The sequence below is a fragment of the Streptomyces sp. NPDC059582 genome (assembly GCF_042735715.1).
Classification (GTDB): domain Bacteria; phylum Actinomycetota; class Actinomycetes; order Streptomycetales; family Streptomycetaceae; genus Streptomyces.
Map to the genome: position 1 here is coordinate 62,547 of NZ_JBHWCC010000034.1, position 13,631 is coordinate 76,177.

General features: G+C 68.3%; 20 protein-coding genes. 4 read left to right on the top strand and 16 right to left on the bottom strand.

The features are described from left to right. Positions 1–201: 201 nt before the first annotated feature. The 16 genes from ACFV0T_RS26545 to ACFV0T_RS26620 all read right to left on the bottom strand — a co-directional run bounded on the left by ACFV0T_RS26545 (position 202) and on the right by ACFV0T_RS26620 (position 11,670). Positions 202–1,356 (bottom strand): ParB/RepB/Spo0J family partition protein, encoded by a 1,155-nt coding sequence (locus ACFV0T_RS26545; RefSeq protein WP_385783959.1) that lies wholly within the window; start codon positions 1,354–1,356, stop codon positions 202–204. After that, positions 1,356–2,087: a ParA family protein gene (locus ACFV0T_RS26550; protein ID WP_385783962.1), complete on the bottom strand. Its 732-nt coding sequence runs from the start codon at positions 2,085–2,087 to the stop codon at positions 1,356–1,358. Before ACFV0T_RS26550 ends, ACFV0T_RS26545 begins: the two co-directional genes overlap by 1 nt. A gap of 197 nt (positions 2,088–2,284) precedes the next feature. Then, a complete protein-coding gene (locus ACFV0T_RS26555) occupies positions 2,285–2,416 on the bottom strand; it encodes a hypothetical protein (RefSeq protein ID WP_385783965.1) in 132 nt (43 codons plus the stop codon). Further along, the gene (locus ACFV0T_RS26560) at positions 2,413–2,664 is read right to left on the bottom strand and encodes a hypothetical protein (RefSeq protein ID WP_385783968.1); all 252 of its coding nucleotides are present in this window, start codon (positions 2,662–2,664) and stop codon (positions 2,413–2,415) included. The genes ACFV0T_RS26555 and ACFV0T_RS26560 overlap by 4 nt, the downstream gene beginning before the upstream one ends. A 14-nt stretch (positions 2,665–2,678) precedes the next feature. Beyond that, positions 2,679–3,722 carry a hypothetical protein gene (locus ACFV0T_RS26565; RefSeq protein ID WP_385783970.1) on the bottom strand — a complete coding sequence of 348 codons (1,044 nt, stop codon included), beginning with the start codon at positions 3,720–3,722 and terminating at the stop codon, positions 2,679–2,681. 76 nt (positions 3,723–3,798) lie between these two features. Next, positions 3,799–4,620, bottom strand: a complete 822-nt coding sequence (locus ACFV0T_RS26570; RefSeq protein ID WP_385783972.1) for a DciA family protein — start codon at positions 4,618–4,620, stop codon at positions 3,799–3,801. Further along, on the bottom strand, positions 4,617–5,717 hold the full coding sequence (locus ACFV0T_RS26575) for a hypothetical protein (RefSeq protein WP_385783974.1): 1,101 nt from the start codon (positions 5,715–5,717) through the stop codon (positions 4,617–4,619). The genes ACFV0T_RS26570 and ACFV0T_RS26575 overlap by 4 nt, the downstream gene beginning before the upstream one ends. A gap of 764 nt (positions 5,718–6,481) precedes the next feature. Next, complete coding sequence (locus tag ACFV0T_RS26580) at positions 6,482–6,826, bottom strand: hypothetical protein (protein WP_385783976.1); 345 nt, start codon at positions 6,824–6,826, stop codon at positions 6,482–6,484. Between the two features lie 385 nt (positions 6,827–7,211). Beyond that, on the bottom strand, positions 7,212–7,676 hold the full coding sequence (locus ACFV0T_RS26585) for a hypothetical protein (protein ID WP_385783979.1): 465 nt from the start codon (positions 7,674–7,676) through the stop codon (positions 7,212–7,214). Next, a complete protein-coding gene (locus tag ACFV0T_RS26590) occupies positions 7,673–8,548 on the bottom strand; it encodes a WhiB family transcriptional regulator (protein ID WP_385783981.1) in 876 nt (291 codons plus the stop codon). The genes ACFV0T_RS26585 and ACFV0T_RS26590 overlap by 4 nt, the downstream gene beginning before the upstream one ends. Further along, positions 8,545–8,871: a hypothetical protein gene (locus tag ACFV0T_RS26595; RefSeq protein ID WP_385783984.1), complete on the bottom strand. Its 327-nt coding sequence runs from the start codon at positions 8,869–8,871 to the stop codon at positions 8,545–8,547. The genes ACFV0T_RS26590 and ACFV0T_RS26595 overlap by 4 nt, the downstream gene beginning before the upstream one ends. 44 nt (positions 8,872–8,915) lie before the next feature. After that, the gene (locus ACFV0T_RS26600) at positions 8,916–9,203 is read right to left on the bottom strand and encodes a hypothetical protein (RefSeq protein ID WP_385783987.1); all 288 of its coding nucleotides are present in this window, start codon (positions 9,201–9,203) and stop codon (positions 8,916–8,918) included. Positions 9,204–9,273: 70 nt separating this feature from the next. Next, positions 9,274–9,750 carry a helix-turn-helix domain-containing protein gene (locus ACFV0T_RS26605; RefSeq protein WP_385783989.1) on the bottom strand — a complete coding sequence of 159 codons (477 nt, stop codon included), beginning with the start codon at positions 9,748–9,750 and terminating at the stop codon, positions 9,274–9,276. Beyond that, a complete protein-coding gene (locus tag ACFV0T_RS26610; RefSeq protein WP_385783992.1) occupies positions 9,747–10,184 on the bottom strand; it encodes a hypothetical protein in 438 nt (145 codons plus the stop codon). The genes ACFV0T_RS26605 and ACFV0T_RS26610 overlap by 4 nt, the downstream gene beginning before the upstream one ends. After that, on the bottom strand, positions 10,181–11,113 hold the full coding sequence (locus tag ACFV0T_RS26615; protein ID WP_385783995.1) for a Rad52/Rad22 family DNA repair protein: 933 nt from the start codon (positions 11,111–11,113) through the stop codon (positions 10,181–10,183). Before ACFV0T_RS26615 ends, ACFV0T_RS26610 begins: the two co-directional genes overlap by 4 nt. 80 nt (positions 11,114–11,193) lie before the next feature. Beyond that, on the bottom strand, positions 11,194–11,670 hold the full coding sequence (locus ACFV0T_RS26620; RefSeq protein WP_385783998.1) for a hypothetical protein: 477 nt from the start codon (positions 11,668–11,670) through the stop codon (positions 11,194–11,196). 215 nt (positions 11,671–11,885) lie between these two features. Between ACFV0T_RS26620 and ACFV0T_RS26625 the strand changes: the two genes are divergently transcribed. The 4 genes from ACFV0T_RS26625 to ACFV0T_RS26640 all read left to right on the top strand — a co-directional run bounded on the left by ACFV0T_RS26625 (position 11,886) and on the right by ACFV0T_RS26640 (position 13,483). Next, positions 11,886–12,332, top strand: coding sequence for a hypothetical protein (locus ACFV0T_RS26625; RefSeq protein WP_385784001.1), 447 nt, complete (start codon positions 11,886–11,888; stop codon positions 12,330–12,332). 11 nt (positions 12,333–12,343) lie between these two features. Beyond that, a complete protein-coding gene (locus ACFV0T_RS26630) occupies positions 12,344–12,553 on the top strand; it encodes a hypothetical protein (RefSeq protein WP_385784004.1) in 210 nt (69 codons plus the stop codon). Between the two features lie 299 nt (positions 12,554–12,852). After that, positions 12,853–13,008, top strand: coding sequence for a DUF6011 domain-containing protein (locus tag ACFV0T_RS26635; RefSeq protein ID WP_385784082.1), 156 nt, complete (start codon positions 12,853–12,855; stop codon positions 13,006–13,008). Between the two features lie 10 nt (positions 13,009–13,018). Continuing rightward, positions 13,019–13,483, top strand: coding sequence for a hypothetical protein (locus ACFV0T_RS26640; protein ID WP_385784007.1), 465 nt, complete (start codon positions 13,019–13,021; stop codon positions 13,481–13,483). Positions 13,484–13,631: the final 148 nt, after the last annotated feature.

Genomic DNA, 13,631 nt, shown 5'->3' on the forward strand with positions numbered 1-13,631 from the left:
CCGGCCACCCGTGGGGGGCAGGCCTGATCACCTTGGCGTTGACTGTTAGTCAATGGGAAGGGTTTCACCACACGCTCACACGATGGAGTGACGGAAAACCCACGACAACCCGCCTAAAACTGACCGGAATTGACCGTTGACGCACAGTGGCCCCGAACACTGCCCGTACAGGACAGAGGTTCGGGGCCATTGCGGTGCCGGTCAGGTGGTGAGGGCGGCCTGCGTCTCCGGGTCCTTGCCCAGACCCTCGTACACCGTGGCGCGCTCCGCAGGCGGCATCTTCGCCAGCAAGTGCATCAGGGCATCGGAGCCGTTGTCGTACGGGAACCGCTTGGTGGGCTGCACGGACTCCGCCGCCTCTTCGTCTGCCCCGGGCTCCTCGCGCTGCTCGGGGATCGCTTCACCAGCAGGCCGCGCCGGAGCCTCAACCCGGGCGGGCGTCGGCTGCGGCACCTGACGTTCCTCCACGGCCGGGGTCGGCTTGACCGTCTCCGCGGGGCGAACGGGGGCGGGCTGTTTTACGGCCGTAAAACTCGGCTGCCTCTCCGGAGCCAGGGGCTGGGTCTCCTCCCGCTGTCCGTCCAGAGCCGCAGGCTGTTGTACTGGCATCGGTTGGGCAGTCCCGCGTGATGCCTTCCGGGCAGCTGATCGGGCCGCGGAAGCAGCAGCGCGGCGCTCCTGCTCGTCTTCCCACCACTCCAGCTGGTCCCGAGCCCCCCAGTCCTTGTCCCGTGCCAGCTTTCCCAGCGTGCGGGCCGCCTCGAGCGGAATCGTCTTGCCCCGGACCAGGTCCTGGACTTCGCGGGCCAGGTTGGTGAGGAGCACCCGCTGAGTGACCCAGCCGTCGACCCGGTCGAAGTGCTGGGCGACCGCCCGGTTCGATCCGAACTCGGCTACCAGGGCTTGCACCGCGTAGGCCTCTTCGACGGGGTCGAAGTTCTGCCGGTCGACGTTCTCGGAGACGACCGCTTCCATGAACGTCTTCCGGTCGACTGCGACGTTGTCGTCGACGACACAGTCCAGAGCGGGCAGACCGACGACTGTGGCTCCTCGGTAGCGCCGCTCGCCACTGACCAGGACATAGTCGACGTCACCGATCCGAACCGCATGGTCGGACCACAGCTTCAGATAGGCGCTACGGCTCACGACGGGGCAGGGCTGGTTCTGTCGACGTTGAAGACTCTTCCCGAAGTCGATCAGGTCGTCTTCGGTACCGAAGTCTGTACGCGGGTTGACCAGGTTGGGGGAGAGCCGTCCCAGCGGAACCCGGTACAGCCGGCCGGCCGCGCGTGTGTCGATGACCGGCGTGCCGTCATCGTCGCCGAAGAAGTCGTCGAACTCGTGGTGCTTGCCCATCACCGTGCCCCCGCGTACTTCTGGCGGCGCAGCTGGTGTTCTACGGCGAGGGTGACGAAGTCCTCCTTTGCGCGGAGGGCGCTGGGGTTGGGCTCGTACTGGGTGCAGAAGCGTCCGTTGACGATGCCGCGGGTGTGCGGCTTGTAGTGCCGGATCGTGGAGTTGTATCGCTGCCATCCGCGGCTGTTGACCATGCTGATGGTGCGGTCCCGGTCGGCTTCTCCGTCGCGGGGGTCCCAGTTGTTGATGACGACGCCGTAGGGAATCTGCCGCGGCATGAGGACGCGTTCGATGGTCACGCGGGTGGGGCGGAATGCGGCGCCTTCGGCTTCCAGTGGCACGATCACGTCGTCGGCGACGTCCAGGATGGCTCGTAGCGCGTCGCCTGTGGTGCCGTCTCCGAGCGGGTCGATGGACTCGTCTTCGTCGTCCTCTGCCTTGAGCGGCATGAAGCCCGGGGTGTCGACGATGATGATGTCCGCTTTGGCGCGTCGAAGTTGCCGGAGTCGGTCGATGTTCTCGCTGGCATCGACGACGCGGAAGGGGACGGCGCGTCCGGCCTTCGTGACTTTCTCGGCGTGCTCGATGCTGGTGCCTTGGGGGTCTATTGAGACGACGGCGACGGACTGCGCGTCGCCCGTGATCTCTGCGTAGACCGCGGCAAGGTTGACTGTCATGAGCGACTTGCCGACCCCGCCCTTCCTGTTCAGGAGCACGGTGATGTAGGGCATGTTCAGTTCTCCGACTACTTCCCGAGGTTCCGGTACTTCGGATGGACGGGGAGCATCCTCTCAGACGCGAAGAGAGGGTTCGGATCGACCTGCGGGACAGGTGGAGTTTTACGGCCGTAAAACTCTTCCCGGACGTCCGGACGTCCGACCGTCGCCAGAATGCCCGGCCACCCGCTCCTGTTTTACGGCCGTAAAACTCAGTCGTCGCTCTCGCCGTCTTCGTCGCCCTGGTCGTAGGGTCCGTCGGCGTATACCGGCTCCTGGAACAGGCTGCCGTGGTCGTGGACCAGCCGGGGACGCGGGTAGGCGGGGGTTGTGGTGGGGGTCATCGCAGGCCTCTCGAGGACGCGGCCGGCCGGAGGGCGGGCAGCAGGTTGTCCAGCATCTTGCGTTCCACCGCGGCCAGATAGCAGTCCCGGGCTTCCTGCTGCGTCATGTCGCCCTGGTGCTGGAAGTGGAAGTCCAGGGTGGTGCCCCAGCAGATCTGGTCCATGACGTGGAAGTCGCCGTGGAGGAGGCACATGGTGGGTGCGGAGCCCGGGTGGGCGGGCTGTGCGGGCCCGGCGGGTGTAGCCAAGGGTGATTCTCCGTTCAGACAGCTTCGGGCCCGACGGGAAATGCTCGGTAGCCGTAGCGGGCCCGGTCTCGGCACAGGTGTTCCACCGCGGCGCCGCACACGACCTGCGGCCAACGGGGATTGTCTGGGGTGATGCCTTCGATGACGAAGGAGCTGCTGAAGTACTCGTCGCCCTTCCAGGAGTGGTTGCGGACGGGGATGCCGGGCTTGGAGTTCCACTCCGCACGCCAGAACGTCGTGGCGCGCCCGCGGCGCCGGCGGGTCTGCCACTTCTCAAGGCGGACGGTGACGTCGTGGTTGTCTCCTTCCGGCATGCGGATGACCGCGGGTACGTCGCCGGTGGAGTCGACCTTCTCGTTCGTCACCGGGCCCAGCAGGTAGTCGCGCGGGTCGATGGCCACGCTGCCGCTCATCCACTTCGGGTCGGAGGCGCGGTGTTCGTCGCGACGGGCCCATACCTGCCAAGAGATGCGGCCCTGGTAGTAGGAGAGGCCGGTTTCGCGGGACTGGTAGCCGGTGGGATTGAGGCGGCGTTGCAGCCAGCGCCCGTGGTCTTCGGTGTGGAGGTAGAGGGAGCCGAGGAGGCCCAGGCGCAGGCTGGCGGCCAGGACTTGTTCGCTGCCGCAGTTGCCGACCTTGAAGTCGATGCCGACGGTCCGCCACTTCGACTTGCCGATGCAGATGTCTCCGCCAACGGTTCCTGTCGGCTGCTTCGCGAACGGACCCGGCTGGGACTGGTCGGGCGTGATGCCCCTGCGTGCCAGCTGCTTGCGGACGATCCGGGACAGCGGCTTGGTGGGGGTGAGGGGCCCGGTGTAGGGCTGCCCGATGTCCCACTGCGTGGGGTCGAGGTTGCCCTGCGGGTTGGCGCGCAGTCCGCACCGGTCGCAGGCCACCCACCGGCAGGGGGTGTCGGTTCCGTCGATGACGGGCTTGTGTCCGATCAGGCGGCACAGGGGGATGAGGCGGGGGACGTCGCTGGCCCAGAAGGTCCGGCTGACGAGGACGCTGGGCTGGTGGTCGTCGCCGCTGTTGCGGTCGATGCTGCGGAAGAGCATGGAGGGCTCCAGGGTGGGGGCGGTGGGGTATACCGCGGTATACGCTCCCGCAGATTTGCGAGGGTGTTCCCTCCGCTCAGGCGACGTCGAAGGCGCGACGCGGTTCGCCCGGGCCCGCCTTCTGGCTGCGCTTGTAGGCGAGGGCGGCGGCTTCGGAGGCGGCCATGCTGCCGGGCCGGGGTTCGGTGTGGGCGTCCTGCTCTGCCCAGTACGCCTCCCGGTGCGCTGCTTCCGGCTGCCGGTTGGCGCGCAGTGCGGCTTCCTGTCGGGCGCGGGCCTCTTCGACGTACGGGCTTTCCGCACGCTTGGGCGTCCGGTTCTCGAGGGCCAGGGAGAGGACGTGGCGGTAGCCGGGGTGCGCGGACTCGCGTGTCTTCACCGGTGCTTCGGGCGTGGCCGCCGGCGCGGCCTCGGGGGTGGGTTCGTCGCAGACGGAGTCGTGGCGGCCGCCGGGCGGAAGGACTCGGATGGCACGGACCGCGGTCTTGCCGAGGGCGTTGTTGAGGTGCCGGGCGAGCAGCTGCTGGGACATGCGCAGCCGGGTGGCGTACGCGGGTGAGGACGGCTGGAGGGTGAGGAGTCCGCGGTCGGGGTCGTAGGCGGTGGGCCGGACGTTGGGGGCGAGTTCGGTGGGGCAGATCTTCGCCCACTGGTCCAGGAGGCTGCCGCCGTCGATGCCTGCGTCCCAGCCCTGTTCGGACTTCAGCTTGCCCATGATGCTGCCCAACCCCTGCGGGTCGCGTCCTTCGCCGCGGGAGGGCCGCATGCTGCGCCGGGACTTCTTCGGGGCGGCGGCCGGCTTAGTTTTGGCGGCGGCGCGGGCGGCGGCCAGGGCCTGGCGGGCAAGGTCGGCGCCAGATCCGGGTGCGGCGGTCGTGGGGCTGCTTTCGGTGCTCACGCGTACGCTCCCTGGCGCTCGAGGCGGGCTTGCTGGCTGATGGCGAACTGGCAGATGCGGATGCCGTACAGGTCGATGGCGTCGTCCTGGTCTTCGGCGAGGTGGGCGGCGACTTCTTCCCACTGGTTCCAGCCGTGGAGCTGGGCGTGGGCCCGGTCTTCGTCGGTGCGCTCCTGCTGGGGGGCGGGGGCGGCCGGGCCGAACAGGGCGGCGAGGGAGGCCAGGTCGCGGGCGGCGGTGCTGTCTTCCCAGGCGACGGCCTGCTCCTGTGCCTGAAGTTCGGCGGTCTGCTGCTGTTCCCGCTGGAGGTCGTTGGTGATGCGGGCGCGGATGAACGCGTCGGGGCGGGAGGGCTTCCAGCGGACGCCGGCGCACATGCCGTTGAGTTCGTCGGCGATGCGGAAGGCGTCCCAGCCGCGGTCGGTCCACGGGCGCAGCACGTACTCGAGGCGCCGCAGCGGCAGCTTTTGGGTCCAGTTGACGAGGGCCCGCACCAGCCGGACGGCCTGGGCGGCCTTGCGGACATCCGTGGCGGTACGGCGCTGCCCGGTCTTGCTGCTGCTCTGGTGGGGAATCGAGGTCTTCGCCTGGCGAGCCTGCGAGGTGTAGTTACTACCCCCCACCATCTGAACCTGACTCTCTTCCTTAACCATGGTCAGGGAAGGGGTCTCAAGCGACTCCGGGGTGGAGTTGTCCACAGGCGGGTTATCCACAGGGGCGGCCTGGTTCCGCTGGTCCACGATGATGCGCGCCTCGTAGCCGGAGCCGACGATGCGGTGCCCCATGGCGTGGTCGTAGACCGCGGGAATGACGGCCCCGTACACGGTCGCGGTGGCCGCGTAGCCGCCCAGTCCGAGGAAGCGCCGGACGTTGGCCCGGGTGCCGTGCTGGACCCACGCCAGCGCCCCGAGCTCCCGCAGATACGACACGTGCCGGGCGATCGAGGCGCGTGAAATACCGAGGCGGGCCACCATCTCGTCAAGGCAGTAGCGGACGTGCCCGGTGCTGTAGTCCATGCGGTCGGCGAGGTCTTCGGCGATGCGCAGCGTGGTGGCGGACGCGCGCGGGTGATGGCCGGCTGCGATCAGCCACCGCACGGCGCGCCGCCACCGCCGCGGGCCGCTCCGGCGCGAGGCAGTGCACGCCACCTCTTGGGCGGCGCCGCGCACGAGGGCGACCTGACCAGCACTGTAATCGGTCAGGTGTTCGGTTTCGAGGGTGGCGGCGTGCGTGTCGTGTGACGACTGGGGGGCCGCGCTGTCGCCCGGGCGGGGGGAGATAAGGCGCGAAACGCCCGTCGTGGGGACGCGAAGCTGACAAGGGAGGGTGCGCTGAGGCACTATGTACCTGCCGTCCTGCGGACATGAAAAAGCCCGCCTGGTGGTGAAAGTGGTTCCGACCAGAACCTGTAGGTCGCTCGAATCTCGGGACGGTCGCCAAACCGGATCGAAGTTCGGGCCTTAGCTCCGAGGGCCAACTCGGGGCCGTTGCACGAGGCCGCAGACGGTGCGCCAACACCAAGCGGCCAGCGGTAGAGGAAGTGCCCCTGCCAAGGGGCCCAGGACCTCCCGCTCAGGAAGTCACTACGTCACCTGATCTCCCTTACTGGGTGAGGTCTGCGTGCCTGCTGTTCGGCACGAGTTCAGGGGCGCCATCGGCTGGACGTTCCAGCGCGCGGCGGTAAGGACCCGGCGCCCGTTGTGGCACGAGGTCAGGAACAGGCCCATCTTGTTGTCGTCGACGAACCCGCAACGGGTCTCGCCGTCGGACGGGCGGTAGCAAAAGACGTGCTGGCCAACAGGCGGCACGTAGCCAGTCGCAGTAGGTCCAGGCGACCAGGCGGCCATGAACTCCTCCGCGCTCACTGCTGGCCCCCGATCAGGCCACCGGAGGGCCACTCGTCGCAGCCCTCGGGGATCCAGGAGCGGACGTCCGGAAGGCCGGCATCCCTGCGCATCTCGTTCTGACGCTGGATCGCCTCGATCTGCTCCGCGCGCTCCCGGGACGCCTTCCGCATCTGCTCACGGATCACGCCGTTGGCTACGTCCAGGGCGGCGTCAGTCAGGCAGTCCACGCAACGCAGATCGGCCGCCGCTTCTCCGAGGTGACGGCAGTATGAGTCCTCCAGCGAGAGGAACATCAGCCGCGTGCCCGTGTACGACACGACACCGATGACCTGGCCCCGCCCGCACTGGCAGTAGTCCACCGGCTCAGCCTGAGAGGCCGGCCAGTCCGTAGCTGCGGTCCGGAACAGGCTCCGGACGACCGCAGTCATGCGACGGTGGGGATAGTGGTGACAGGGCCCCGCTCGCTCGCCGGTGTGATCTTCACGGCGGTGGCTGGGGTTCCACTGTCTGATAGCCCGGGACTCCGGGTACTCTCTGCCATGTCGGCACCTCTACTTCGCAAGGGTCGTGGTGTCGGCCCGGCCCCGCACCGGTTGTTGACGCAACCGGGATACTGCGGGGCCGTTCCTATTGTCTTGTGAGCCGCGACCGCATCTGAGTGGTCGTCTGGCGCAGGTGCCAGCCTATCTGTTGACCGTGCCATCTGTCCCCACCCATCCCAAGTCGTGTCGTACGTACTACTCGTCACACCGCACCGTGCCCGGCCGCATCCTCACCGTCCGCTGGATGCGCGGCCGACTCCGGCGCCACCAACCTCAGCGACCGGCCCCCCAGACCAGCCATCGCATGAAACCCCACCGCCGCGAAGTCCTCCTGCGCGCGCAGCATCTGATCCCGATACAGGCGCGGCGCCGACGACACCCGGCCTGCATAGAGGCCCACCGCCAACGCCCGATTCCAGATCTCCTGCACCACTACCGGATCCACTCCCGGGAACAGATCCGCGGCGAGTTTGTCGGGGCGGCCCACCGTCTCCAGCATCCCGACTGCTATCAACCCCGCCAGGAACTCACCCGACGACATCGCCCGCCCGCCCAGGACCGCATCCGTACACATCGCCTGGAACGCCGCATTCCCACCGTCCGACGCGTTTGACGGGACGGCGGACGGGAGGTCGGACGGAACGGGGGTGTTGGCGATCTCGGTCATGCGGCAGCCTCCAGGCGAGTAGCAGGGAACAGGGAACGAACATCCGCCAGACCGGACCCGGCAACCGCCAGATCCCCCTGACCCGGAACCGCCGTGAACCGGCTCCGCAACGACACCGGCCGCGGACCACGACCCACCGGCCTGCGCCCCGCCGCCCGGCCCACCGCCGACGACCGCTTCGCCGGCCACAACCCCAACTGCATCGGCTTGCCCGACTTCACCGACACCGGCACCGCCAGCACCTGCCCGTCGTCCACGACGACCAGCGACGCATCCAGCAGACCCCGCCGCACCGCCTCCGCCAACAGCTGCGCCCGGGTCGCCTTCCCCTTCACCAGGTTCAACTGCGTCACCAGACGCGACCGCTGCCAGTTCGCCGTCCGCACATCCACCCCGGCCGCGGCCGCCACCGACTCCGCATCCCCATCCGCGCACATCGCCAGCGCCAGGAGAACGTCCTGCTTCTGGTCCGTGCGCAACTGCGAGTCCGGCGCCGCCACCGTCACCTCATGGCGGGACTCAGCGAACGCAGCCCGCCGCTCCCGCGCCAGCCGGCCACCCCACACACCGTCCGGCTGCGCCAGCCGCCCATCCGGCGTCACCGACGTGGCGTACGCGTCACACAGCACCATCACCGGGCAGCCCAGGCACAGCTCCACCGCCGCCTGCTCCCGCGCCACCCGTTCCGCCTGAGGCTCCGCCCCATCCCGATCCGCCGGCACGTGCGTGTTGACCGACAGATCCGGACGCGCCGCCAGCACCCGCGGATTCGACGGGTCGGGGGCGCATGCCCGGTACTTGAAGTGACGGTGCGACTGCCACGCCTCGAGCGCAGCAGCAGTAGAGATCGGCTTTCCAGCGGTCCCCGTCATGAGGAGCCCCCTTCCTGGTACGGGTCGAACCAGTCGCGCGCATGGTTCGGACGGTTCAGATCAGCGGTACGAGCAGCCAGAGCCCCGTCCACCACCAGGGCCGCCACATCCACGACAGCCCGATCAGCCTGCTGGCCGGCCATCACCGCCTCCAGACGCCGGTGCAACTCATCCATGTCGCGATGCAGGCACCCATCCATCAGCCGGGCCTGGACACGCTCCCGCGCCAGCACCCTGTGCAACCGCCGATCCCGCACAACAGCGAGAGAAACGGCGACCGCCGCGGCGAGTGCCGCGGCGGCAGTGACAATCCGAGTGGTCACGGCACTCACCCCTTCCTGAGCAGAGCCGTAGAGGGACAGAACCTTCAGGGACGGAACAGCGAGTTCGTCTTCACCGCCTTGAGCAGAGCGGCCCGCCCGGCCGCCGCCTCCGCAGCCTCCTGCGCAGCCAGAACCGCATCGTCGTGCGCCCTCTGAGCGTCCGTCGACATCGACTCCCACCCGGACGCCAGCTCCGTCGGCATGGCCGTCAGACGGGTGTACGACGACGGATGCCGCCGTTCCCACCACAAGACGGCCGGCGTACCCACCAGGGCGAGCAGGAGGACCGCCGGGACGGCCCAGCGCTGCGGTTCGGACAGGAAATCGAGCATGACGAAGCTCCGTTCGGCGACAGCCGGATAGGTAGGTGATGGTGCAGTGCCCCAGACAGGGCCAGGATTGTCAGACGGCAGCGCGCTGGCGGCTGCGGGCACGGTGGACAGTGCGCGGAGAGCAGCGGACACGTTCGGCAATCACCGAAGCGGGAAGCTGCCAGGCGTCCAGCTGCGCAATGGCGGCGGACCGTTCACGCGGCGTCAGCCTCGCCGGGTCCCCAGCCACAGCACGCTCAATGGCCACCTCATCGGGCTGCACCGGCTCGTAGTTACTCGCGTGATACTCGCGCTTACGGATCTCGGCACAAGCCAGGCAGTACAGGCCGCCACTGGGATAGCGCGCAACGTTCTCAGGAAACGGGTGACCGTGTCGGCATGCCGGACTGTCTTCAGCGGCCATATAGACGGGCAGACCAAGACGCATCCGGTAGCAGCGAATGGTGCGGCGCGCGGCCCCCGTCCGACGGTGGACCTCCCAGTCGCTGTGACCGGCGCACAGAAGCGCTTCGACCTCCCGTCGAACGCCATCCGGCAGCCGGCTCACCGCCCTGCCTCCTGGCGGCTCCCACTCAGACGGTACCGACGGTCCGCAGCAGCATTGGCTGCTCGGCAGACGTCACAGCGCTCACCCGCCTTCAGATGGCGCCGGTACATACGGGGCTCGCCGCACACCGGCTCCGGCCGCTTGGTTCGAACCCGCGTCTTGGGGTGCTTCCCAGGCTGCCATCCGTTGCGCTTCCAGCCGTCCACAGTCGACGGGTCCGAACCGACCCGCCGGCCAATGTCCTTCAGGCTGCTCCCACGGCCATCCAAGATCCGGGCTGCGTGGATCTTCTCGGCAACGGTCAGCCGAACCGGCTCACCGTTCAGAGCACGCTCGATGGCTATGTAGTCCAGGTCTTGCTCAGCGTCGAAGGTCTCCGTGGTGGACTGATAGAGCCGCTCACGGGGGCCGACACCAACGCGGGTTCCGTTCATGCCGCGCTCCGTCCCGCGTCGTCGCCCTGAGCGCCCTGGATCTCGGCGATACGGCCGTCCAGCACCTTCCGCAACGTGGTCACGGCACCGCGCTTGTCCGTGAACTCCTCGTCCAGGACTCCGTTCCGGGCGCCGTCCTCTCCGATCTGATTGAAGATCAGAAGGTTGTTGCTCTTCCAGCAGTCGGACACCTGCCGCAGCAGCTTGGCCAGGTGTTCACTCGGGGCAGGAAGCGCGGGGGCCGACTGCTCCGGCTCGCTCGGCTCCTGACTTCGCGCGGCTGCCACCTCCGGCTCCGGCTCCACCTTGTCGTCCCTGAACTCCGTCTCCTTCGTCGCCTTCCAGTACGGCAACGACGACTGCACCACCGGCGACAGACGACCCTTGTTGTACAGCGACAGGCCAAACTGGTCACCCAGGTTCGTGGCCGCCCGCTTCAGGGCCTGCGAGTCGGCGGTTTTCAGCGCCAGGTCGTGAGCATCGGCCCGGGACGGCTGGTTGGGGGCGTCCCCGGTAGCAATGCCGTGCCAGTGCCCCAGCTCGATACCGTCCACTTTCACGGACAAGCGCACCGCGACTCGGTAGATGACGGTCCACGCCTCATACGGCTTCCCGTACGGCTTCCCGTCCCTTCCGGTCTTCTGGTAGTTCGGGATGCTGGTCTCCGCGATCAGCGACGACTCCAGCAGGTCCGTGTCGTGCCCCCCGAACCCGAAGATCCGGATCAGATGGCGTCGGATGTCCCAGGCCTCCATGTGCGAGAAGCCCTTGCCGTCCTGGCCGACCCGATCCGGGTCCACCGGCCTGAGCAGCCAGGCGATCTGAAGGTCGGACAGAGCGCCGATGCGGCGGCCAGCGCCCTGGTTTTGGGTGTGCGAGGTGGGGCCCTCCGCCGTGATGGTGGCGGGGGCCTCGGTGGCCGTGGCCATGAGGTCTCCTATGGGGTCATGCGATGTACGGGGTGCAGGGCCAGCCCGAAGTCAGCGTCCAGGCCGGCCCGCACCACCCGTCAGTCGTTCTCTACGCCCAGCTCTTCACGAAGCCAGGCCGTGGCAATGCTCGTCAGGGACAGACGTCCCTCAACCTGCTCCATCAACCGCGGCAACGCCTCTTCCAGCTCCGTTCGGGCCGCGTCGTCCACCCGCACGTTCAGATTCGCCATCGGCGTCCCGGCCGCGCCGCCCTTCGGGGTCTTCTGCACGGCCTGCGGAACCCACGTGCCGGCCACCGCCGCCCGGAACCCCTCCGTGACCAGAGCGCCCAGCGACACATCCATGTCGTCGCCGGCCTTCTTCAACGCGTCACGCAGCGACTTCGGCATGTAGATCGGGAAGTTCGAGGTGCTCGTAGAGCCGCTCGGGGCGCGCAGCTTGCTCCACCCTCCCGGCGCCAGGACCGAAGCCACGGCCGCGGCCAAGTCGTGGTGACCGTCGGCCTTCAGCTGGTCGGATGCGTGCTGGAGGCGGTCTCGGAGGTCGCTGGCCACGAAGGGTCCTCTCGGCGAGTGCCGCCGCAGCCGGTTCGAGTGGGGCGGGCACGTGGGGGCGATTGCCACGCCAGTGTCTCCTATCTGTCCATTGCAATGCGATGCCGGTACGGCAACCGGGGTGGTTCCCCTGTGGTCACAACCGTACGCGCTTATCCATTGCAATGCAATGGGCTATGCCTTACGGTGGAACCACACCGCAACAAGGGGGACCCGTGAAGCGCACCGCCGGCCAGACCACCACCAAGACCCTCACCGATCTGTTTCGGGCCCTCTCCCACCAGTACGCCGTCACGATCACCTACCTCAAGCCCGGCGAGACCGAGCCCACGGTGCGGACCATCGAGATTCACGAACTGCGCACCAGCGCCGTCGAGATCAAGAAGACCGGGGAGGTCAAGGGCGGCGGCATCATCGTCATCGCCATGTGCCGACTCCGCGGCGAGGGAAGGGAATTCCACCTCTCCGGGATCATCAGCTACACCGTTCACCGCATCGGCTACGTCCTGACCCGCCCCGCCAACACCACCTACGAGCGTCCCGAGCCCCAGCCGGCCGACGACGAGCAGGCCCTCTTCTTCTACGAGCTGGCCCGCGACAAGGACGACGCCGACTACCGCCCCCGCACCCTCATCCAGACCGACACCGGCCTTGCCGCCTAGGAGAAGCGTCTATGCCATCCCAGCCCCGCAAGCCGTGGCGCGTGCTCATCATCGGACCCGATGTTGTCGCCCAGTCCGACCATGGGACCAAGGCGGCCGCCTACGCCCTCCTGCGCGCAGCCCTTCGTGGCGACAGCCCTGCGAACACGGCGATAGTCGAACGCTGGCAGGACGGTTCGTGGCGGCAGTACGCGAAGGTGAGCGCCCGGAGCATCCGATAGCCCCCTGCACGACGAAGGCCGCCTTCCCGGACTCGGGAGACGGCCTCAACACACTGATCGCGCAAGCGCAGCTTACACAAATCTTCCGGCAACGATCAAGGACTGATTCCGAAAGGCCGACGCACCGCCGGCCCCCGGAAACGACGAAGGCCACCACCCTGGTGCAGGGTTGGTGGCCGTCCACACGGATCACGCAATGCGCAGCATAGCTTTCGACCTTGCCATACCACCACCCTCTTCGACGGATCACACTGGAACCCATGGTCAGACAGCGTCAGGAAGCCCTCCCCGAGGTGGAGATGAGCCCGCGCCGGCGGGTGTGGTGCCGTGGCTGCCGCCGGGAACTGACCGACCCCATCTCTCGGATGCGAGGTTGGGGAGAGGAATGTGATCCGGACCCCCGGCGGCGCAGCCCGCGCTTCACCGTTGACCAAGACGCCATACCTGGACTGTAGGAGGAGATTCGTGGACGTCGTCCGGCACCAGTGGGTGGCGGTGTGGGAGCACGGCATGCGGTGCTCCGTGTGCGGTGTGACGGCCGAGCGTCAGCGTGACCGCCGGTACGGGCTGGGCTGGTGGACGCAGTACATGACGGCATCTGGCTGGTCGTGGCACGCCCCGGACGGGAGTGGCAGTGCTCCGCCGTGCCCGCCTCCCCCGGTGGAGGCGCTGTGCCCGGAGGACTGGCGGGCGCAGCGGTACGCCGGCGCCAAGGGTGACGACCAACTGGACACGGCAATGAGCACGTGGTGCGCCGTGCACGAGCAAGCCGTGTCGGAGTGCGTGGATCCGGGCCCGGCGTGTCCGGGGGCGCCAGCCCACAGCGACAAGGGCCCCGGACCGTGCACGGGGCACGAGGATTCCTGCGACTGCATGTGCCCGGCCTGCTGCGGCGACACCCCCGACATGTACGGCTACGACGGCGACTGACACGCCAGGGGGAAGCCGCACCAGCGCGCGGCCCGGTTCCGTCGTAGCGTGCTCGCACAGGCTCCGGAAGGCCCCGCGGTACCGGCCGGTCCACCATGATCGACACCTTTACGAAACCTCGGGCCCCCACCCCTCCAGGAGAGCCCGC

Coding starts and splice junctions, on each gene's coding strand:
- ACFV0T_RS26545 (WP_385783959.1), bottom strand. CDS start 1,356: ATGGGCAAGCACCACGAGTTCGACGACTTCTTCGGCGACGATGACGGC.
- ACFV0T_RS26550 (WP_385783962.1), bottom strand. CDS start 2,087: ATGCCCTACATCACCGTGCTCCTGAACAGGAAGGGCGGGGTCGGCAAG.
- ACFV0T_RS26555 (WP_385783965.1), bottom strand. CDS start 2,416: ATGACCCCCACCACAACCCCCGCCTACCCGCGTCCCCGGCTGGTCCAC.
- ACFV0T_RS26565 (WP_385783970.1), bottom strand. CDS start 3,722: ATGCTCTTCCGCAGCATCGACCGCAACAGCGGCGACGACCACCAGCCC.
- ACFV0T_RS26585 (WP_385783979.1), bottom strand. CDS start 7,676: ATGACCGAGATCGCCAACACCCCCGTTCCGTCCGACCTCCCGTCCGCC.
- ACFV0T_RS26590 (WP_385783981.1), bottom strand. CDS start 8,548: ATGACGGGGACCGCTGGAAAGCCGATCTCTACTGCTGCTGCGCTCGAG.
- ACFV0T_RS26600 (WP_385783987.1), bottom strand. CDS start 9,203: ATGCTCGATTTCCTGTCCGAACCGCAGCGCTGGGCCGTCCCGGCGGTC.
- ACFV0T_RS26610 (WP_385783992.1), bottom strand. CDS start 10,184: ATGAACGGAACCCGCGTTGGTGTCGGCCCCCGTGAGCGGCTCTATCAG.
- ACFV0T_RS26615 (WP_385783995.1), bottom strand. CDS start 11,113: ATGGCCACGGCCACCGAGGCCCCCGCCACCATCACGGCGGAGGGCCCC.
- ACFV0T_RS26630 (WP_385784004.1), top strand. CDS start 12,344: ATGCCATCCCAGCCCCGCAAGCCGTGGCGCGTGCTCATCATCGGACCC.
- ACFV0T_RS26635 (WP_385784082.1), top strand. CDS start 12,853: ATGAGCCCGCGCCGGCGGGTGTGGTGCCGTGGCTGCCGCCGGGAACTG.